Origin of the sequence: Caldithrix abyssi DSM 13497 (assembly GCF_001886815.1) — a bacterium.
Lineage (GTDB): Bacteria > Calditrichota > Calditrichia > Calditrichales > Calditrichaceae > Caldithrix > Caldithrix abyssi.
Window position 1 is genome coordinate 3,423,007 of record NZ_CP018099.1, and the last position, 20,743, is coordinate 3,443,749.

Below are 20,743 nucleotides of genomic sequence, written 5' to 3' on the forward strand. Positions count from 1 at the left end.
TCCCGCGTAAGAGGCTGTTGCAAATTCAGTTTGAGTAAAATTCAAAAAATTTGTAAATTCTGGGCGACAGATAAAACAAGTAATAACAAAGGAATTCCATGAGTTTTATTACTTATAATCGCTCACAAATGAATCTCTTTGGCTATAGTGTGGAAGATTTTGCCAGAGACGATCCAAAGAGTCGATTTGTAGTGGAGTTGGTTTCGCGCCTTGATTTAAGTGCACTTTATTCCCGTTATAGTTCACAAGGCGGTGATTCTTATGCCCCAGACATGATGCTTGCCTTATGGTTTTATGCTTATAGTAACGGCATTACCAGCACCCGTAAGCTGGAGGAATTGTGTAAATATGATACGCGCTACATTTATATCACTGGGAATCAGCATCCGGATCATAGTACATTAAGTCGTTTTCGCAAGGCACATTTGGATTTATTAGACCAATATTTTGTAGAGATACTTTTAATTGCCCAGGCCGAAGGCATAAGTAGTTTCAACCAGATAGCCATAGATGGCACGAAAATCAAAGCGCACAGCAGTAAGCGTCATGGCTACACTGAGGATCAATTAGACAAACGTATAGAGAAGTTAAGAGCAGAGATCAAGCAATACATGCAGCGCTGTAATTTTGTAGAACAGGGGGCCACGGATGAATTAGATTTAGAAACTCTTCGAGCGGAGAAAGAACGGCTTGAGCGCTTAGAGAAAGAGATATTAGAACGTAAAGCCCAATTGAAAGAGCGTAAGAAACAGCTCAAATCAGAACACCGTTCAAGACATCAAATAAATGTAAAAGAGCCGGATGCCCGCATGATGCCTTCGGTGGATGGACCGGGCTATAACGCACAATTAGGCGTAGATATGTCCAGTCATTTAATAGTAGCTCATGAAGTCGTAAGCCAGCCCAACGACCAGGGTCAATTCATACCGATTCAAGAACAAGTAGAGAAGAATCTTGGTTCAGATGATAAGCGATCTTACACGGCCGATTCCGGTTATCACAATAGCACAGACCTAAAAGAATTGGAAGAAAAGCAGATTGATGCCGTAATAGCCGATCCCCAGTTATCCAATCGTTCGATAAAGGAGACACCAACCTCCAAGGAAGAATTGCAAAAAGAAGAAAGAAAACTAAAACGAAGTGATTTTGTGTATCATGAACAGGGAGATTACTATGAATGTCCGACGGGTAAGAAGCTTTTTCCAGTTGAGAGAAATAGCGAACGGATCGTATATCGTTCCAATGATTGTCAGGATTGTCCCTTAATTAATTTATGCATTTCCAGTAAAAAGAAAGTTAAGCAAATCCATCGTTCAGTTAATGAGAGTTATTGCGAACGTATGGCGAAAAAGTTACAAACTTCAGCGGCGCAGGAACGACTAAAAAAGCGTTCGGTGACAGTTGAACCTGTTTTTGGTAACTTGAAGCATAATTTAGGCTATCGTGGATTTTCCTTATCTGGTCTTAATAATGTTCGTAGTGAATTTACGTTAATGTGTATTGGGCATAATATTAATGTTCTATTTAAAAATATGTTAGGGAAACGTTTAGCAGCGTTTATAACAGCATCACAAGAAAAAGATGATCTATTAATTTTATTTTCAAAGAATATTTTGGCGTTTTTAATTCTATATTTTGCCCAACGCTTAAGAATGAGAAAAAATTATCAATATCGGAGAATATAAGCATTAATTCCTCCCCCCCATGCAACAGCCTCGTAAGCGGGAATCCCCTCCTTTTCACATAATAAATATGTATTGAATTGAATATTTAAAATATGGCGCTTAATTTTTTAAAAAACAATGCATTAATTACATCAAAAAAGCGCACCGTTAGTATTGCTTTTAGTTTGCTTTGCTGCGTATATTGTACCGATCGCAATCAAGCAAACCTGACAAAATAAAGGAGGTTGAAATATGTCCAACGCCTATTTTAAAGTACCGACGCCGGTTAACGAACCGGTTTACGATTATGCCCCCGGAACGCCCGAACGCAAGGCTCTTAAAGATAAACTGGCAGAACTGCAGTCGCAGGAAATCGAAGTTCCGTTAATTATTGGCGGCAAAGAGATTTTTACCGGTCGTACGGCTGAGATGCGCACGCCGCACAATCACAAAATCAAGCTGGGCGTGTACCACAAGGCCACGGCCAAAGAGGTGCAAATGGCCATTGACGCCGCTCTGGAAGCGCGTAAAGCATGGGCCGAAATGCCCTGGGAAGACCGCGTGGCTATTTTCTTAAAAGCTGCTGACTTGCTGGCCGGCCCATGGCGCTACACATTGAATGCGGCCACCATGTTGGGGCAGTCTAAAACAGCCTACCAGAGCGAAATTGACGCCGTGGCCGAGTTAGTCGATTTCTGGCGTTTTAACACCTACTACATGGCCCGATTGATGGAAGAACAACCATACTCGCCCAGAGGGTTCTGGAATCGCATGGAATATCGGCCGCTGGAAGGTTTCATTTTTGCCGTAACGCCCTTTAACTTTACCTCAATCGCCGGCAACCTGCCCACCGCGCCGGCCATCGTGGGTAATGTGGCTCTGTGGAAACCGGCCTCCTCCGCGGTGTATTCCGCCTACTTTATCATGAAATTGCTACAGGAAGCCGGCTTACCCGACGGCGTGATCAACTTCATTCCTGGCAGCGGAGCGCAGGTAGGCGATCCGGTTCTGGAAAGCGAACATCTGGCAGGCATCCACTTTACCGGTTCTACCAACACCTTCCAGGCCATGTGGCGCAAGGTGGGCGAAAACATCCACAAAATGAAATACTACCCGCGCATCGTCGGCGAAACGGGCGGTAAAGACTTCATCTTTGTGCATCCATCAGCCAAAATCAAACCGCTGGTCGTGGCCACCATTCGCGGCGCCTTTGAGTATCAGGGACAAAAATGTTCGGCTGCCTCGCGCATGTACATTCCCGAATCGCTGTGGCCGGAGTTCAAAGAGATGTACATCGAAGAAGTGAAAAAGATCAAAATGGGCGAGCCCACCGATTTCCGCAACTTTATGACGGCCATTATCGACCGCGGCGCTTTTGAAACCATCACCTCGTACATCGATTACGCCCAGAAATCTGACGAAGCCGAAATCATTACCGGCGGTAAATACGACGACTCCAAAGGCTTTTTCATCGAACCGACGACCATCGTAACCACCAATCCCAGATTTAAAACCATGGAAGAAGAAATCTTTGGACCGGTGTTAACCATCTACGTTTACAAAGACGAGCAGTTCGAAGAAACCCTGGAACTGTGCGACAACACCTCGCCTTACGGATTAACCGGCGCCATCTGGGCCCAGGATCGCCAGGCATTGCGTATCATGTCCGACAAACTGCGCAACGCGGCCGGCAACTTTTACATCAACGACAAACCAACCGCGGCCGTTGTGGGCCAGCAGCCTTTTGGCGGCGCGCGTGCTTCCGGAACCAACGACAAAGCCGGCAGCTATCTGAACATGATCCGCTGGATGAACGTCCGTTCCATTAAAGAGACCATGGTCCCGCCAGAAGACTGGACTTACCCTTTTATGGGCGATAAGTAAACGTTTTCTGAAATCTGCCTGAACTAAAAACTCACTACACGCCTTTCTGGTATTATGGGAAAGGCGGTAGTGGGTTTTTCTTTTTTTTAAGCTCATCCCTCACTCCCATGCACAAGCATTTGTTATTATCTGCCAATATTCTTAATTTTGCAATGATTTGAATGATGAATCTTTTCATCGCTCTTTGGCGTAAATGTTGAACTCAGGTCCATTAAGCAGGATTGGAACGACAAATCAATGAAATTCCGGCTGATATTTCTGTTCGCATTTTTACTCATCGGTTATTTATCTGCACAAAACGCTTCATCAGATACCTTATCGGTGGAAGCCGGAGATTCCCTAAAAACCGACTCAACCATTACCAGGGATAAGGGCAGCGAATTAAAGGGACCGATCAAATACAAAGCGGAATTTATCGCCCTTTCCGACAGCGGAAATGTCATCGAACTGATCGGCGATGCGCAACTGAACTACCTGAACATGGAATTGAAAGCGGCCTACATTCGCCTCAATCAACGCCAAAAACTCCTCTTTGCTTCCGGTCTGGCCGATTCTCTGGCGCCGGACAGCACGCCTGTGGTGCGCGGTAAACCGATTTTTAAGGATGTGGGGCAGGATCCCATTACCGGCGACCAGATCGAATACAATTTTGAGACAAAGCGCGGTAAGGTGATCATGGGCAAAACACAGATGGAGCCCGGATTTTATCGCGGTCAGCGCATCTACCGCATTGCCGACAGCACTCTGCTGGTACAGGACGGCATTTTTACCTCCTGCGAATATATCGACCACCCGCACTTCTATTTTCAGAGCGAAAAAATCCGCGTTAAAATTAAAGATAAAATTGTTGCGCGCCCCATCACTTTTTACATTGCCGACATTCCGCTGGCCTGGTTTCCCTTTGGCATTTTCCCCAACAAACGCGGAAGGCATTCTGGCATTGTCATTCCCAAATATGGCGAAGGCGCATCCACCGGCCGTTTTTTGCGCAGCTTTGGTTACTACTGGGCGCCCAGCGACTATTTTGACGCCGCTTTTTTGATGGATTTTTACGACAAAATCGGTTTTGCCTATCGCACCAGTTTGCGTTACAATGTGCGCTACAAATTGAACGGGCGCTTCAATGGCGAGTATTTTCCGCGCGACCCGACCACGGGCCGCTCCGTTGAACGCTGGCGTTTTCGCTTTAACCACCGTCAGATCATCGATCCAACGATGAGTATTTCCGGCTCCGGTTCCTTTTCCAGCGACAAACAGTTCGCCCGGCAGCTTTCGCCGAATCAACAAGATCGTCTGAATCAAAACATTACCTCGCATTTAACCTTTTCTAAACGCTGGAAAAAAAGTCAGATCAGTTTAACGGTTAACGCCTCGCGCAACGAAAATTTACAAACGGGCAACACCTCTTACACTCTGCCCAATGTCAATGTTAATTTTCCCAACAAAACCCTTTATGAATTTTTAACAGGCAATAAATTGGGCGCTCAGCGCAAATGGTACCAGAATATCTATTTTAATTTAAGTTCGCAAATGGTGCGCCGCGGCTCCAGAGTTCTCCAGAGCGATAGCACATTCAAAACCACCTCTATCCAGGGCGCTCGTCACCAAATGGGCTTTTCGACCACGACCAAAATCTTTCGCTATTTCAATATTTCGCCTAATCTCAGCCTGACCGAGGACTGGGTGGATGAAATCGTGACGGCCCAATACGATCCGCAAAGTAAAACGATCATCGAAAAAAAGAAAAAACAATTTGCCGCACGGCACACCTTTAGCGCCGGAGTGGGCCTAAAAACCACTCTTTACGGTTTGTTTGAACCCAATATCGGCTCGCTGAAGTATATCCGGCACAAGCTGGATCCTTCCGTTTCTCTGCGCTACACGCCGGACTTTTCGTCGCCGTTTTTTGGTTATTTTACCAGAATTGACACCGGCGGCGTGATCACCAAAATCGATAAATTTAAAAATTCGCCTTACGGCGGAACGCCCACCTCGCGAACTCAGAGCCTGCGCATCAGCGTGAACAACTTTTTTCAGGGAAAACTGATCGATAAAGAAGGCAAAGAAAAGAAGATCGATCTGCTTACCGCCAATTTTTCTACCAGCTATAATTTTTTAGCGGATAGTCTAAAATGGGGAAATATCTCCGGCAACTTCCGCACACGCATTTTCGGGCGTTCGTTTAGCTTTAGAACGGTGCACACCCTGTATCAGCTTAACGCCAACAACCGCCGCGTTAACCGTTTTAATACTTTTCCGAAGTTGATCTATCTTAACACGTCGTATAATCTCAGAATTAGCGAAAAAACCTTCCAGAAAAAGAAAAAGTCAAAGGAAGAAACCAGACAGGCCGCCGCCGACTCGCTGGCCAGAGCTCTGAGCAGTGAAGGTATTCTGGAAAGCCAGGACATTCAATACGATGAAGAAGATTACATTAATCAGGCTAAAAAGGTCAACATCCCCTGGTCGCTGTCTTTTAATCTGAATTACACCTACGACCGTCTGCGCGACGCGGACAATCGTCACCGCATTGGACTCAGCTCCAGCGCCAGCATTCAATTGACCAAAAACTGGAAGATCAGCTGGAACGCCATTTTTGACGTTAAACAGCGTAAAATAGCCTCGCAAAACTTCAGCATTTACCGCGACCTGCACTGCTGGGAAATGTCCTTTAACTGGCAACCGGAAATCGGCTATTACTTTTTTCAGATTAACGTAAAGGCCAGCGCTCTGCAGGATATTAAAATCACCAAACGCCGGGCCACGCGTTTTAGTGGCTATTATTAATGCCTGTCTTTCCGGCCGAGCGTAGCGGGGGCGGAATCCCCTGCAAAGTGAAAGGGATTCCCGCGTGCGCGGGAATGACTGTTGGTGAGTGGAAGGGATTCCCGCTTGCGCGGGAATGACTGCCCGGTGTCATTCCGGCCGAGCCCTGCGAGAGCCGGAATCCCTGGCATGTTGGAAGGGATTCCCGCTTACGCGGGAATGACGTGGAAAGGTGAAAGGGATTCCCGCGTGCGCGGGAATGACTGGTGGTGAGTGAAAGGGATTCCCGCTTACGCGGGAATGACTGGTGGTGAGTGAAAGGGATTCCTGCTTGCGCGGGAATGACTGCCCGGTGTCATTCCGGCCGAGCCCTGCGAGAGCCGGAATCCCCGGCATGTTGGAAGGGATTCCCGCTTACGCGGGAATGACTGTCCGGTGTCATTCCGGCCGAGCCCTTCGAGAGCCGGAATCCCCGGCAAAGTGAATGGGATTCCCGCGTGCGCGGGAATGACTGTTGGTGAGTGGAAGGGATTCCCGCTTGCGCGGGAATGACTGCCCGGTGTCATTCCGGCCGAGCCCTGCGAGAGCCGGAATCCCCGGCAATGTGAAGGGGATTCCCGCGTGCGCGGGAATGACTGGTGGTGAGTGAAAGGGATTCCTGCTTGCGCGGGAATGACTTCCCGGTGTCATTCCGGCCGAGCCCTGCGAGAGCCGGAATCCCCGGCATGTTGGAAGGGATTCCCGCTTACGCGGGAATGACGTGGGGGATGGTGAATGGGATTCCCGCTTGCGCGGGAATGACTGTTGGTGAGTGGAAGGGATTCCCGCGTGCGCGGGAATGACTGGTGGGATGGTGAAAGGGATTCCCGCTTGCGCGGGAATGACGTGTGGGCAGCGGGAATGACGGTGGGGGGGCTTAATATTGCCCCTCGTTTAATTCCTGCAGTAACCGTTCGGCACGCGCCAGACGTTTGCGGTTCTTTTCCGTTTCAGGAAATTCGCTTCGTTTTTGCCAGATTTTCTCCGCGGCCCGCCTGGCCAGATCATTTTGCCCCATGCGTCTGTAAAGCTCGGCAATGCGCAATTGGCAATCCAGCCAGTGCGAGGGATTGGATTCGGGATGACGTTCGATCAATTTCAATAAATGTTGGTAGGCCTTAACGGCCTGCGGATAACCATGACGTTTATAATACACATGAGCGTAAGCCCACCACATAAATTGACTTTCTGGAAAGCGAGCAATCGCTTCTCTGGCGTATTGCAAAGCTTCGTCGTAATGTTTGTAATCGATTAAAATGTAGATTAACTGATGCATGGCCATATAGCGGCTGTTGGAAGAACTGCGCAAGGCGCGTTTAATATCTGCAATACCTTCTTCCCTTTGATCGGCTAAAAAGGGCAGCCACAGCACAAATTTCAACTTAGTGCTCCTCCAGTATTTGTAGGTTCCCAGGCCCAGATAGGCCTCGTACATGGCGCTGTCAATTTCCGTGCAGGCCGTCAAATCCTTAATGGCTTTAATACCATTTTCCAGCGCCTTTACCCACCGGCCGTTTTGCCCTTGAAAATAGGCCAGGTAGCCATACGCACTGCCCCGGTAAAAATAGTATTTTGCCAGCGCGCTGTCGCTTAAATCTTTTTGTTCCAGCCGCTCATTACTCTTTTTGATAATATAGGTTAAAAGGTGTTCAAATTTCCCGGCATCGTCGATATTTTCAAAATGCGTCATTTTGGAATTTAGAACCGAAGCCAGGTAAAAACAGGGGGAAATGGCGCTGTCGGTGCGCGCGATCCGCTCGTTCAAAAAATCTTCCGCTTTCTGAAAATAACCGTCAATCGTCCAGGCCATCACCTTTTCGATCCATGCGTCGTCGCTGGCCTGCAGACGAGCGGCAGACGACAGCGTTACGCTGAGCGCCAATAAAACGTTTAGGGCGAATTTCATCAACGCAGTACCGTTAGTTTGCCCATACGATTAAGCCCCTCGGCTTTAACACGGTAAAAATAAATGCCGGATGGCACCTGGCGGCCGCTGGCATTGCGCAAATTCCACTGTAGTGAATTCACAGCGCCGGCTTTTAGAGTAATGATTTTTTGTCCTAAAATATTAAAAATGGCGATTTCACTTCCGGGCGGCAAATGCAAAAAGGTGACGCCTTCGCCGCTTCCGGTTACTTTAACCGGATTGTCTTTAACGCTAATCGGCGCCAGGTCGATCTGGTAGGTCATGTTTGTCAGTTCCCGATCCGTACTGTTGGTCACAACCGCCACCAGCGGCAAATTACTGTGCTGCGTAAAAATTTGCCCCCTGCTAAAATCTGCCGGCTTTAACACGCGCTCGCCATCGGCAATATGGTTAAGCGTGCCGCCGCTTTCCGAGCAGCGTACTCTTGCCCAATACTCGCCGCTGGACTCCACGTAAAGCAGATTAAACCGCATGTGTAGCGGCAACAGCGGTTTTTCCAACCAGTCCGGCGCATATTTGATGCGAAACAGATTGAACAGTTGCGCATCCCTGAAAAAGCGTCCCGGCCGACTGTTGCTGCCGGTAAAGTAAAACCAGCTTGCGTATTCACCGTAACATTCGGCAAAGGAAGAGCCATACTGCCGAAGCGTGTGGTCAATGGCCTGTAAAGCCGGGTAAGCGATCATATTATCCCAGATGTCACGCAAGATCTGCACGCCAAATTTTTGCGTGAGCAGATGTAAAAACAGAGCGTTGGCGTACTCCGTGTTGCCATCGGCTTCGTCAAAGGCTTTTGTTTCCAGGTTGGGGATCAAACGATTAACGTACTGCACGTAGTCGTTAATCTGATCGTAAACGTAGTCTTCCATAAAGGTGGAAGTCATCTCCAGAAAAAACACGTCCGGATACACCAGATAACCGTTTTCCATACTCCAGCGGAACTGGTAGCCCAGCTGAATGGCGTGATGGAATTCGTGAGCCGCCGTTACCTTTAGTCCTTCCAGACCTTTGGTGGCAAAGATAGACGAAGCATAATCCCTGTGCAGTTCCAGATAACTCACGTAATTATTCCCCGGCAGGGCGGCAATATCTTGATTGATATCAAAACTGGTTAAACCGTAATATGCCATGGAAGAGAAGAACACCGGATAACTTTGCACGGGATTGCCATCGGCATCGGGCGGCGGCCGGAAGCCTAATTGATCGATTTCCACCTGCCACACATGATCCAGAATCACAGCGGCAGAATCGATGTAATCGGGAATGCCATTACCCAGGCTGTCTTTGGAGGGTACAGCGTGCATACCGGTCAAATCGTAATGCAAGGTAAAATGGCCGGACGGACTTTGCACCTGATACTGCCTGGTGGGCATGGGCAACAACGAGACGGCCAGTTGCTGTAAATCCTGCGGTAGCTGCTGAAAATGCGCTTGCAACAGAATTTGTTGACGAAAGGCGCATTTATGATCTGTAACCACCGGGGCGCCTTGCGTCCGATTTTTAATGTACTGTTCCAGTTCAGACAAAACATCGGCCCGGGCAAACGCCATGCCTAAAAGAGCGAAAATTAGAATCTTTACCAGTAACTTCATTTGTTTTTCTTCCTGAATACCACGCGCAGCGGAACGCCTTTAAAACCAAATCGTTCGCGCAATTTATTTTCCAGAAAACGCTTGTAACTATCCATAATTAAATCGGGATGGTTAGAAAAGAAGACAATCAACGGCGGATTGGCTCTGGCCTGGGTAACATAGTTGATTTTGATCTCTTTTCCGCGCACGGCCGGCGGCAGGGTGGTTTGCACCAGCGGTAAAAAAAATTCATTCAGTTCCGAAGTGGGAATGCGCTTTTTGCGCTCCTCGTAAACTTCCGTTGCCAGGTCCAGAGTTTTGTACAGACGTTGTTTTTCCAGCACCGAAACATAAATTTGCGGGATATAATTCAAATTTCCCAGCCGATCGTTGATCTCCGCCGTGTAGTATTCGATGGTCTTATGATCTTTGGCAATCAGATCCCATTTGTTCATTACCAGCACAATGCCTTTTTGCTGCCGGGCCGCTTCATTGAGCACCGTGATGTCGTGATGCGTCAGGCCTTCGTTCACATCCACCATGTACAGCACCACATCTGCCCGCTGCATGCTTTTGTAGGTGCGCACATTGCTGTAGAACAGCACGTTTTCTTTGATCCGTTTGCGCTTTTTTAAACCGGCCGTATCGATTAGCAGATATTTACGTTTTTTGTAATTCAAAAAAGAGTCGATAGGATCGCGCGTTGTTCCGGGAATATCGGTTACAATAGCGCGCGGCTGGGAGAGCAAGGTATTTACAAAGGACGATTTACCAACATTTTCCCTTCCGATAATGGCCAGCTTAATGTAATCTTCGTCCATATCGCGCGCCGGCACGGCCCGGATGTGTTCAATAATCAAATCGAGCAGATCGCCGCTGCGTTTACCCGTAATGGCCGAAACCGGAATAGGTTCGCCCAGGCCCAGGTTGTAAAATTGGCCGATTTCATATTCCCATTCAACTGAATCCACCTTATTTACCACCAAAAGGGTTTTTTTATTGCTCTGCAACAAAATACTGGCCAGGTCTTCGTCAATATCCGTAATGCCCGTTTTGGCGTCCACCACAAATAAAATCAAATCGGCTTCATCCACGGCAATTTCCACCTGTTCGCGCACTGCCAGGTCGATATGTTCATGGGTTTTGGGCAGATAGCCGCCCGTGTCAATCACGCCGATCTCCTGACCGTTCCATTCCAGCGTGTCATAATTGCGGTCGCGCGTTACGCCCGGTTGATCGTCCACAATGGCTTTACGGCGGCCAATAAGACGATTAAATAAGGTAGATTTTCCTACATTTGGTCTGCCGACAATGGCTACCAGAGGTGTTCCCATTTAAGCTCCTTGCTTTATTTCAGTGGAGGCGACAGCATCCATTACATCCACGATGTCTTCGATTTCTTCCTGATACACATGACACTTTTTACCCAGTTTCCGTTCCAGATCATCCACGGTCCAGTCGTCCAGAAATAAGCCGTCTTCATTTAAAACGCGCGGCGGCAAAAAAACCGCTTTGCCTAACGCGCGATCTTTTATCTGCCGGTAAATATCTTCGGCCACCAGTAAGCCGGAAACCTCGATGGCCGGCCCGTAAAAATGGTTAACGACCGGAATAAGATCGATCTCCAGATTTTCGATCTGATTTAAAGGGTTGACAATGTACTTCAACAAAGTTTGGTAGGCCAGAGTTCCGGTGATCCAGGTTAATTTTAACGGCCGCGCCAACCTACGGGGGAAACTCTTTTTCACCTCATTAAAACGGTCGATCATGTCGCGAAATTCGCCCACACCGTTTTCGATCTGATAAAAGGCGTCGTAGTAGTCGGCTTCGGGAATGGGCTGGCCAGACTTAATGAAAAATTCATCGGCCAGATAAATAAAATTGACGCCCAACTCCTGGCGGCATTGACGTCTTAACCGTTCCACGTGTTCAATTTCGTTCATCAACTCTTCCCGCGTGTGGATGCGCAACGGCGTCAAATGCTGCCGGTGTCGCGTAATCCCAACCGGCACGACAGCCACCGATCGGATTCCCGGAAAGAATCTCTTTAGATCTTCAACGGTTCGATCAAAAACCTGGCCGTCGTTGACTTCGGGTACCAGCACAATCTGCGCGTGCAATTCAATGCCGTTCTGCGTTAAAAAACGAATCTTTTCCAGCAAATGATCGTCGCGCTTGATGCCCAGTAAAAACTTTCGCACCTCCAGGTCTGTGGCATGGACCGAGATGTACAATGGACTGAGGCGCTGCTCTACAATGCGATCCAGATCTTTTTGCTTTAAGGTGGTCATGGTAACGTAATGGCCGTACAAAAACGAATACCGATAGTCTTCGTCTTTAAAATAGAGCGCTTTGCGCATGCCCTTTGGATTCTGGTAAACAAAACAAAAAACGCAATTGTTACCACACGACATTAACTTCATCTCTTCCAGCTCAAGCCCCAGGTCTTCATCGGCGTCTTTTTCAATTTCGAACAGCACCTCTTCATCGCTCTGCCGGATCAGCATCTCCAGCTCTTCATCGGCCTGGTAAAAACGGTAATCAAGCCGGTCATTGATTTCGTGCCCGTTAATGGAAAGCAATTGATCGCCGGCCTGAATGCCCAGTTCCGCGGCAATGCTACCGGGAACAATATTTATGATCTTAACCAAATTTACTCCTTGCTATGTTTTTAAATTCTGTGAATTTACAGAGAAGGACAGCTAAAAGCAAGCAAGCGGCAATTTGCCAGACGCCTTTGCCGAACTAAATTTGATTAATCTCGTTCAATGCTGTAATTTAAATATTTTGTCAGGCATAAAATAATGAACCGGAGGCATTTGTCAAGTTTCGCAATACATTTAAGCAGGTCGAAAACGGAATGTTTGCCGCAAAAACGCCTTCTCTATCTGCTGTTTTTCTCAAGAGAAAACGCATACAGAAATTTTAAAAGGCAAATGAAGCTTCTATTCAAAAGTTTGGAGGCTCACTGCAAACTTTTCTGCCGTCGATTGGCGCAGGCTTCATCCAATGACGTTTGTTTGCCTGTCAAATGCGCTTAAGTCAATAAATACACATTCGAATGGTTCTATTTTCCCATTACGAATGTTTCTCGTTCACTTTAATGGAGGTCTTTTATGTTTAAATTTTTCAATTATTTGCTTGTAGTGATGATGCTGGCCGTTTTATGGAATTGTTCCGGAAACAGCGGCGGTAAACTCAGCGGCAAAATAATCGGCGCCAACGGCGAACCGCTGGCCATTGCCCATATCCATGTGGCGGAAGCTGGCGGCAATGTATTTAAGCCGTTGAAATCCGTGCAAACCAATGAAGACGGCACCTTTACCATCGATCTGCCCAGAGCGCAGTATCTGTCCATCCTGGTTACGGCGCCCTACCACGAACCGCTGGAATTACCTCTGGCCCGCAGCAACGATCACCAATCGCTTGAAATCGATTTTCAATTGCAGGGCCATCAATACCTGCCGGAATTTAATCGCGTAAAAATAACCGGCGACTGGATTGACTTCAGTTTTGCCGAAGCGCCATTGATGAACAAAAACGAAGACGGCACTTTCAGCTTACAGGTTCCGGTACACGCCGACACGCTGGCCTACCAGCTCATCGGCTTGATTCCCAACGAACAAAGTATTAACGGCACGCAGCAGGATTACATGGTTTACGACGGCCAGGGAGACTATAAGTCGGTTATTAAGACCACGGATTCCACGGTTACCGTTACCTTTGATCCGCAAAAACTGCCTCGTTTTTACAATCGCGCCCTGCCAACAGCCCTGGTAAAAAAAGGCAACGCCATTACGCAGCAAATTCTGGATGCGGCTTTAATGATTCATCGCACCATGATGGCCTGGAACGAGCAGCGGCAGCGTTACGCGCAATTAACCGGCACCGATCGCGGTTTTCGTTTTAATTTCAGCGAGCTGGATTCTGTGTTAAACGCGCTGGAAAAAACAGCCTCTTCCGACAAAGTTAAAAAGTACATCACCTTTCAACGCGTGTTACTTACGCAATACGGCATGGCCTCGCCCGACACATTGCTTCAATACCTGGGCAACAATCTGACCATGACCGATCCGTTGTGGTCGTTTAATCCGCAAATCATGCCCTTTGTTTACGAACGCACCATGGGCGTTGAAAAGGCCCTGGCCGCCCTGGAAGAGGCCCTGCCTCAAATCGAAAGTAAAAACACCCGCGCCTTTGTGTTGATCCATCTGGGGATGCGCGCCAAATACATGCGTAATAACGAAAAAGTTACCTGGGTTTATAATCAATTAAAAGAAGGATATGAAGACATTCCCATTGTCAAATACTATATCGCGCAATTTAATCCGGAAATGGGCATCTCCGTGGGAAAACAGATTCCCGATTTCAAAGTTAAAAATCTGGACACCGGCGAAGAAATCACCAAAGAAAGCTTAAAAGGCAAATTTGTTTTACTGGACTTCTGGGCTACCTGGTGCGCGCCCTGCATAAGTGAAATGCCAGCCATGCATCAGGCTTACGAACGTTTTAAAGACAAAAACTTTGTCATCTTAAGCCTGTCGTTTGATCGCAAAATAGAAGATCTCTACAAATTCCGTAAGGGTCAGTGGAAAATGCCCTGGCTTCATGCGTATCTGGACAATTCCATCAGAGATCAGATTGCGCAAAAGTTTGAAGTAAGCGGTATTCCCAAACCGATTCTGGTCAGTCCGGAAGGCGTAATTGTTGCCATGGAAGCGGATTTACGCGGGCAAAATCTGGAAAAGACTTTAAGCAAATTTATTCAGTAATAAAGGTCAGAAAAATATTCTGTAAAATAGCCGCAATCTTTTCAGGTTGTGGCTATTTTTTTGTTTGCCGGATGGCGTTAATTAACTGATCGGTCAAATCTTCAGCGGTTTGCACAATGTCCATTATTTGCACGCCGGTCAATTGGTCGAAATGTATTCCCGCCATAACGCAAACGTTGGTTTGTAAGGCTTTACTCAACCTTCGGGCAATGGGGAAAATCAGCACATCTTCCTGGTGACCGGGCAAACCGATAAGCGAGACACTGCTTTTTTTATGATCGGCTCCATAACACATCCCGACGGCAACCGCACCCAAATGAGCCTCGCCGCCGCTGATGGCGACAATAAGGTCTTCTCCCATAAAAAAAGCATTTAGTTCTACTTCATTTTTTCTGAAAACGAACGGTTTGTTGAACATTTTGTTGTATCTCGTATTGTTGAATCACTCCCAATTTAAATAAAAAATGGGCCAAACGCACAGATTTATTCTTCCAGGTGTCTGGCAATTTCTGCCACCAGCTTTTGAATCACCTCCTGTTTGCCGCCTTCAATCCGGCAGCCGGCGGCCCGGGCATGTCCCCCGCCGTCAAACGCTTTGGCCACTTTGTTCACATCCACATGGCATTTGGAACGCAAACTGATTTTATGGTAGTTCGGTTTAATTTCGCGAATAAACAATCCGATCTTTCCGCCGCGCACCGCCACGCTGTAATTGGTTAATTCTTCAATTTCATGCTGATTGCTGTGCAGAATATCGTTGCGATCCAGATAAATAACCGCCACCTTTCCATCGAGATAGGTTTCCATGGTGTACAACCCTTTTCCGATGGTGTGCAGCGCCTGTAAACTGTTTTCAAAAAAGATGATGTTGTTTATTTCCGAAGGATTGACGCCAATGGCCACCATTCTGGAGCAAATGAATAGATCGCGCGCCGTGGTGTTGGAAAAGGAAAAACGACCGGTGTCATAAACGATCCCCGTGTAAATAGCCTTGGCCATTTCCAGATCAATTTCAACGCCGGAAGCCTCAATGATTTCGTAAACCATGGCCGTGGTCGAAGAGGCGACTTCATCCACCCACTCCAACTGCCCCATCTCATCTTCCTGTGGATGGTGATCGATGCGCGCCACGTGCTCTTTGGCAGGCAACAGTTCACTGGCCGCGCCCAGACGCAAATAACCCGGAACATCCAGAATGATGGCCGATTCTATTTTAATTTCTGAAGGATCGATATCTTTGTAATGTTTGATCTCTTTAAACGGTTCTAAATATTCAAATCGCACATCTAAGTTTTTGTCGGTAAAAATCATGTGGGAGGTCTTGCCCAGTTTTTTTAAAAACAGGTAGGTGGCAATTACCGCGGCAATGGCGTCGCCGTCGGCATTAATGTGCCCGGACAACATAAAATGATCGCGCGCCTCAATAAAAGCAAGAAATTTCTTAACGATTTGTCTGTAATCTTCAGGTATTTGCAAGTGATTTCCTCCTTAAAAAAGAGAGAAATATAAGAAATTAAGAGATAGATGCCAACCTTTTTTTGTTTCTTTTGATTCTGTAATCGCTGCCTGTAAGTAATATGAAAAAGGTTCACCATCTGCTGGTTTTTTCGCGCTGCGGATGGTAGAGCGCTGCCAGGGCAGTAATATGCCAATGTCACAACGCTATCACGCAGCGCGCACCGCTTCTGCCCTTTATTCTTATTCGGTCAAAAAATTCTGGCGACGGCTGAAAGGATTCTTATTTTTTTTGATGCTTTAAAAACCAGTGGTAGAGTTCCGGGTTATCATACGTCTGGCTCCAGGAATCATGCCCTGCTTCGGGGTAGATGGTAAACTTAACTTCGGCGCCGGCTTTTTCCAGCGCTTCCACCATTTCCTGCGAACGCTGCAGGGGAATAACCGGATCCCTGGCGCCGTGAAATACCCAGACGGGGATGTCTTTTAATTTAGCGGCCTCCAGAGGATTCCCCCATCCACAGATAGGCGCAATGGCTGCAAACCGATCGGGACGCAAAATAGCCCAGGCCCAGGTGCCAAATCCGCCCATGCTCAAACCAGTGAGGTAAATGCGTGACCGGTCCACCGGCAGTTCGTTTAAAAGGACGTCCAGCCAGGCGTCAAGCTCTTCCACATTCCACCAGCGATCTAAAGGACATTGCGGCGCGACAAGAATAAAAGGGAATTGTCTGCCCTGCTCCACCAGCTTCGGCGGCCCATGGCGTTTGACCAGTTCTAAATCGTTTCCCCGTTCGCCGGCGCCATGCAGAAAGATCATTAACGGCCATTTCTTGCTTTCCTTCTCGAAATCTTGCGGCAGGTACAGCAAATAATTCATTTCCACTGTCTTCACAATGGTTGTTTTTAAAAATTTTTTCTGCAGAAGATCGCTGCCCTGTTTTGTAGTTTTAGTCTGCATGGCGCACCCCATGAATAAAAAGAATAAGGATATTAACGCTACATGATAACAAGGTTTCCATCCCATTTTTATCCCTCTTCATAGAAAGATTCGATGATATCCTTGTAATTTTGTTCCACCACACGGCGTTTGATTTTGAGGCTTGGCGTCAATTCGTTGCGTTCTTGAGAAAACGGCTCGGCAAGCAGGGCAAATTTTTTGACCTTTTCGAAGCGGGCAAAGCCCTCCTGCAGGCGTTCGATCTCTTCTTCGTACAACTTCAACACCTGATCATTCTTTAACAAAGACTCCATAGAGTCGAAATCTATTTTATTCGATTTTGCCCATTCTTTCAAAATTTCGTAGGCGGGAACAACTAATGCGGAAACAAACTTCCGTTTGTCGCCCACCAGACAGACCTCTTCGATGTATTTGCTGGTTTTTAATTTGTGCTCGATGGGCGCCGGCGCGATGTTTTTGCCGCCCGACGTTACAATAATATTTTTCTTGCGATCGGTTAAAAACAAATAATTTTCCTCGTCCAGATAGCCGATGTCGCCGGTATGCAGCCAGCCCTCGTCGTCGATTACCTCTTTGGTGATGTCCGGTTTATTGTAATATCCCTTCATTAAAAGCGGCCCGCTGACCAGCACCTCGCCGTCATCCGCAATTTTGACCTTTATGCCGTCGATCGGTTTGCCGCAGGAACCGTAACGCACCTCCCCGGGAGGCGTTAAGGCAATGATCAGATGCGTTTCGGTCATGCCATAGCCCTCGATTATAGGCAGGCCGATGGCTTCGAAGATTTTTAATGTTTCTACAGACAGCGGCGCGCCGCCGGCAATGGGATGGCGAAATCTTCCGCCCAATTTGGCTTTAACCTTGTTGAACACCAGCTTTTCGGCCAATCGGTAGCGACGTTCCAGCCACTTGTTTACCTTGCCCGCTCGCCGTTTTTCATGATATTCCAGGCCGGTGCCAATGGACCAATAGAAGATATTGCGCGCCAGGGCAGAACTTTGTTCGGCTTTTTCCTGCATGGCGTTGGCAATCTTTTCGTACAGACGGGGAACGCTGACCATGATGGTTGGCCGGGCAACGGCGATGTCTTCCACCACCGTGTCGATACCGCGCGCATAGTGGATGGTTGCGCCCCTGTAAATGGGGCACCAGTGGCCGGCCAGCCGCTCGTACAAATGACTTAACGGTAAAAAGGAAAGAAACACATCATCGGCGCGCAGCCTCAGCCGGGCTTCCGACTGCACGATATCGAACACAAAACCGCGATGACAGAGCATCACGCCTTTTGGTTCTCCGGTGGTGCCAGAGGTGTACACCAGACTGCACAGTTCTTCGGGATCGATGGTTTCCATGGATTCTTCAAAAGCGTTTGGAAACGATTGGGCATGAACGGCCCCTTCTTGTAGCAGTTTATCAAAGGTTGCCACGCCGGTCAGTGGTTCGTAAGTAAAAATCATCTCCAGCGACGGCACTTCTTTTTTAATAGCCGTGATTTTATCGTACTGCAAGGCATTTTGCACAAAAATGGCTTTTACTTTTGCATCGTTCAGAATGTAGGCAATTTGCTGGGGCATTAAGGTTGGATAAATGGGAACCACAACGCCGCGCAAACCGAAAACGGCAAAATCGGTTACCGGCCACTCCGGCAAATTTTCGGAAAGGATGGCAATGCGATCGCCGGGCTGCAAACCGCGAGCCATTAAGCCGTGCGCCAAAAGACGAACTTTTTCGCCTACTTCCCGGTAACTCCACGTTTGCCAGTGATGATCGCGATAAAAGATAAAAAGATCTTTTTTCGGATATTGATTAATGGAATTAAATAAAATGTGTAACACACTTTTAAACATAACCCTGCCCTTTCCCGATTTAATAATTTTCAATTTACATTTTTTGAGTCGCTAAAACAAATCAGGATGGTAAGGCAGTGGAACGCTGGCAGGAGGAAAGAGAGAAAGAGTGTAAAAGATAAATGATGGAATGATTGATTTAAAAATCCCGGAGGGATCAAATGAGAATAAGAGGGTGTCTCAAAACTTCATTTGTTGGGCGCTTTCCTTTAATCATAAAAACGCATGTATCCAGTCCCAAAAATTCCAGACATGATGAAAGAAATTTTCCTCACCAAACGCCCCCTCTCCCGGATTAGTATTTTTGGAGAGGGGGAGTGAGGGCCTGCTGGCAATTCAACCCAGGGCTGTTTGCTCTTTCAGTCCTGACGGCCCGGGAAGGCATTTTATTCTTTAACTCGCTCCAGATATTTGCCGTCTCTTGTGTCGATACGGACAATCTCGCCTTCTTCGATAAAAGGCGGCACCTGCACTTTTAAGCCAGTTTCTAACACAGCGGGTTTGTAAGACGAGGTAACCGTAGCCGTCTTCAAAGTCGGTTCTGTTTCCACCACTCTCAAATCCACCGACAGTGGAAGTTCGACGCCAATCGGCTGATTCTTGTAAAAATTTACATCCACCACCGTATTGGGCAACAGATAGTAGATCGCATCGCCCAAAAATTCTTTGTGCATGGGAATCTGTTCAAAGGTCTCCTGATCCATGAAAATAAGATCGTCGCCTTCGTCGTAAATGTATTCCATTTTACGCGTTTCCAGCTCCGCTTTTTCCACACTTTCATCCGGTCGATAGCGTTTTTCGGCATTCTGGCCAGTCTGGATGTGTTTCATTTTGGTTTGCACAACCGCCTGCCCTTTACCCGGCGTAATGTGCGTTACCTCCGTCAAAACATAAAGATCGTTATTAAACAAGATAATGTTACCTTTGCGCAATTGAATTGCCTTAAGCTTCATTCAATCCTCCTGTTTTTAATTTGTATTCCTTAAATTTTTTAACATCCATACTAAATTTATAGTTTTTGCTCTGCTCTTCAACAAAATGTTTGTATTCTCTGGACTCGAACAGATTTTTCAGATCCGAAAAGAGGGGCACCATCTGTTCGCCGATTATCCACTCCATCGGTTTTTGCGTCGTTTCGTCGATCACCGCGCCCCACTCAATCGCCCATGATATCTCATAAACTGAGTAGGCTTTTAAATCGCGGCACAAAGCGACAAAACGCGCCTGAATTTTTGGATCCAGATAATAAAAGATTCTGGAATAAAGATAGGCATTATGAAAATGATCCGGCGTATTTAACAACCCCGCTAAATTTAGACGCCAGGCCGTTATAATCAAAATTTCTACCGCTCGTGAAGCCATGCCCAGCCCCGGAAAATGTTGCCCGGGCAGGCGCGGTTTTTCCCGCGTAAACTTTTGATCCGGATTTTGCATGCATAGCCACTCTATGGCCAGAGTCTCGAAAACCCTACCGTTGAGATGCGTGCGGAAGGGCATCTGGATTTCAATCATCTTTTTACGCAGCACCACTTCAATGAGCAAACGATCCGCCTTTTTTTCCCGGTCGTAAATTGCCAGACGATGGATGTACGGATCGCTGGTATCCATATCAAAGATCAGTTTTTTAAAACCTTTTTTGTTTAATTCTTTTGTGATCTCATAGCGATCGAGCGCGGTTTCGATCCCCTTTCTGGAATAGAATCCCAGGAACAGTCCTTCGGAACGTTGCCCGATATTGACCTCAAACAGATCTTTTTCGGAAAAAAAGCTATCGGAGTCATCTAACTTTTGCAGATCGGCGATCCGCAATCTTTTGGCAATCCTCCAATATCTTTTAGGAATTTTAAAACTCATAAT

Annotated in this window: 14 protein-coding genes; 4 read left to right on the top strand and 10 right to left on the bottom strand. The window is 47.2% G+C overall.

The window, feature by feature from the left end; genetic code table 11:
- The first annotated feature begins 98 nt into the window (after positions 1-98).
- The 3 genes from Cabys_RS13360 (at position 99) to Cabys_RS13370 (ending at position 6,335) form a co-directional block, all read left to right on the top strand.
- A complete protein-coding gene (locus Cabys_RS13360; RefSeq protein ID WP_006926562.1) occupies positions 99-1,685 on the top strand; it encodes an IS1182 family transposase in 1,587 nt (528 codons plus the stop codon).
- A 231-nt stretch (positions 1,686-1,916) separates the two neighbouring features.
- Positions 1,917-3,548: an L-glutamate gamma-semialdehyde dehydrogenase gene (pruA, locus tag Cabys_RS13365; RefSeq protein ID WP_006926614.1), complete on the top strand. Its 1,632-nt coding sequence runs from the start codon at positions 1,917-1,919 to the stop codon at positions 3,546-3,548.
- 237 nt (positions 3,549-3,785) lie between these two features.
- Positions 3,786-6,335, top strand: coding sequence for a putative LPS assembly protein LptD (locus Cabys_RS13370; RefSeq protein ID WP_006926615.1), 2,550 nt, complete (start codon positions 3,786-3,788; stop codon positions 6,333-6,335).
- Between the two features lie 895 nt (positions 6,336-7,230).
- Here the strand turns inward: Cabys_RS13370 and Cabys_RS13375 are convergent.
- Genes Cabys_RS13375 through Cabys_RS13390 form a run of 4 tightly spaced genes read right to left on the bottom strand, consistent with a single transcriptional unit; the run spans position 7,231 to position 12,502 of the window.
- Positions 7,231-8,259, bottom strand: a complete 1,029-nt coding sequence (locus Cabys_RS13375; RefSeq protein ID WP_006926616.1) for a tetratricopeptide repeat protein — start codon at positions 8,257-8,259, stop codon at positions 7,231-7,233.
- Complete coding sequence (locus Cabys_RS13380) at positions 8,259-9,872, bottom strand: MXAN_6640 family putative metalloprotease (RefSeq protein ID WP_006926617.1); 1,614 nt, start codon at positions 9,870-9,872, stop codon at positions 8,259-8,261. The genes Cabys_RS13375 and Cabys_RS13380 overlap by 1 nt, the downstream gene beginning before the upstream one ends.
- The gene (gene der / locus Cabys_RS13385) at positions 9,869-11,185 is read right to left on the bottom strand and encodes a ribosome biogenesis GTPase Der (protein ID WP_006926618.1); all 1,317 of its coding nucleotides are present in this window, start codon (positions 11,183-11,185) and stop codon (positions 9,869-9,871) included. The genes Cabys_RS13380 and der overlap by 4 nt, the downstream gene beginning before the upstream one ends.
- Positions 11,186-12,502 carry a DUF512 domain-containing protein gene (locus Cabys_RS13390; RefSeq protein ID WP_006926619.1) on the bottom strand — a complete coding sequence of 439 codons (1,317 nt, stop codon included), beginning with the start codon at positions 12,500-12,502 and terminating at the stop codon, positions 11,186-11,188.
- A gap of 465 nt (positions 12,503-12,967) precedes the next feature.
- On the opposite strand from Cabys_RS13390, the gene Cabys_RS13395 reads away from it, so the two are divergent.
- Positions 12,968-14,623 (top strand): thioredoxin-like domain-containing protein, encoded by a 1,656-nt coding sequence (locus tag Cabys_RS13395; protein ID WP_006926620.1) that lies wholly within the window; start codon positions 12,968-12,970, stop codon positions 14,621-14,623.
- 52 nt (positions 14,624-14,675) lie between these two features.
- Here Cabys_RS13395 and lpdD read toward each other — a convergent pair whose 3' ends face one another.
- The 6 genes from lpdD to Cabys_RS13425 form a co-directional block, all read right to left on the bottom strand.
- Positions 14,676-15,041, bottom strand: coding sequence for a prenylated flavin chaperone LpdD (gene lpdD / locus Cabys_RS13400; RefSeq protein WP_006926621.1), 366 nt, complete (start codon positions 15,039-15,041; stop codon positions 14,676-14,678).
- Positions 15,042-15,106: 65 nt separating this feature from the next.
- On the bottom strand, positions 15,107-16,099 hold the full coding sequence (locus Cabys_RS13405; protein WP_006926622.1) for a DHH family phosphoesterase: 993 nt from the start codon (positions 16,097-16,099) through the stop codon (positions 15,107-15,109).
- Positions 16,100-16,361: 262 nt separating this feature from the next.
- Positions 16,362-17,039, bottom strand: coding sequence for a carboxylesterase family protein (locus Cabys_RS13410; protein WP_044280931.1), 678 nt, complete (start codon positions 17,037-17,039; stop codon positions 16,362-16,364).
- A gap of 68 nt (positions 17,040-17,107) precedes the next feature.
- Positions 17,108-18,886 (bottom strand): AMP-dependent synthetase/ligase, encoded by a 1,779-nt coding sequence (locus tag Cabys_RS13415; RefSeq protein WP_006926624.1) that lies wholly within the window; start codon positions 18,884-18,886, stop codon positions 17,108-17,110.
- Between the two features lie 386 nt (positions 18,887-19,272).
- Positions 19,273-19,839, bottom strand: coding sequence for an elongation factor P (gene efp / locus Cabys_RS13420; protein WP_006926625.1), 567 nt, complete (start codon positions 19,837-19,839; stop codon positions 19,273-19,275).
- Complete coding sequence (locus Cabys_RS13425) at positions 19,829-20,740, bottom strand: hypothetical protein (RefSeq protein ID WP_006926626.1); 912 nt, start codon at positions 20,738-20,740, stop codon at positions 19,829-19,831. Before Cabys_RS13425 ends, efp begins: the two co-directional genes overlap by 11 nt.
- Positions 20,741-20,743: the final 3 nt, after the last annotated feature.

Bases quoted from the DNA above. Each gene is read 5' to 3' on its own strand.
- lpdD (WP_006926621.1), bottom strand. From the start codon at position 15,041: ATGTTCAACAAACCGTTCGTTTTCAGAAAAAATGAAGTAGAACTAAAT.
- Cabys_RS13380 (WP_006926617.1), bottom strand. From the start codon at position 9,872: ATGAAGTTACTGGTAAAGATTCTAATTTTCGCTCTTTTAGGCATGGCG.
- Cabys_RS13425 (WP_006926626.1), bottom strand. From the start codon at position 20,740: ATGAGTTTTAAAATTCCTAAAAGATATTGGAGGATTGCCAAAAGATTG.
- Cabys_RS13395 (WP_006926620.1), top strand. From the start codon at position 12,968: ATGTTTAAATTTTTCAATTATTTGCTTGTAGTGATGATGCTGGCCGTT.
- der (WP_006926618.1), bottom strand. From the start codon at position 11,185: ATGGGAACACCTCTGGTAGCCATTGTCGGCAGACCAAATGTAGGAAAA.
- Cabys_RS13370 (WP_006926615.1), top strand. From the start codon at position 3,786: ATGAAATTCCGGCTGATATTTCTGTTCGCATTTTTACTCATCGGTTAT.
- Cabys_RS13375 (WP_006926616.1), bottom strand. From the start codon at position 8,259: ATGAAATTCGCCCTAAACGTTTTATTGGCGCTCAGCGTAACGCTGTCG.
- efp (WP_006926625.1), bottom strand. From the start codon at position 19,839: ATGAAGCTTAAGGCAATTCAATTGCGCAAAGGTAACATTATCTTGTTT.
- pruA (WP_006926614.1), top strand. From the start codon at position 1,917: ATGTCCAACGCCTATTTTAAAGTACCGACGCCGGTTAACGAACCGGTT.
- Cabys_RS13360 (WP_006926562.1), top strand. From the start codon at position 99: ATGAGTTTTATTACTTATAATCGCTCACAAATGAATCTCTTTGGCTAT.
- Cabys_RS13415 (WP_006926624.1), bottom strand. From the start codon at position 18,886: ATGTTTAAAAGTGTGTTACACATTTTATTTAATTCCATTAATCAATAT.
- Cabys_RS13410 (WP_044280931.1), bottom strand. From the start codon at position 17,039: ATGCAGACTAAAACTACAAAACAGGGCAGCGATCTTCTGCAGAAAAAA.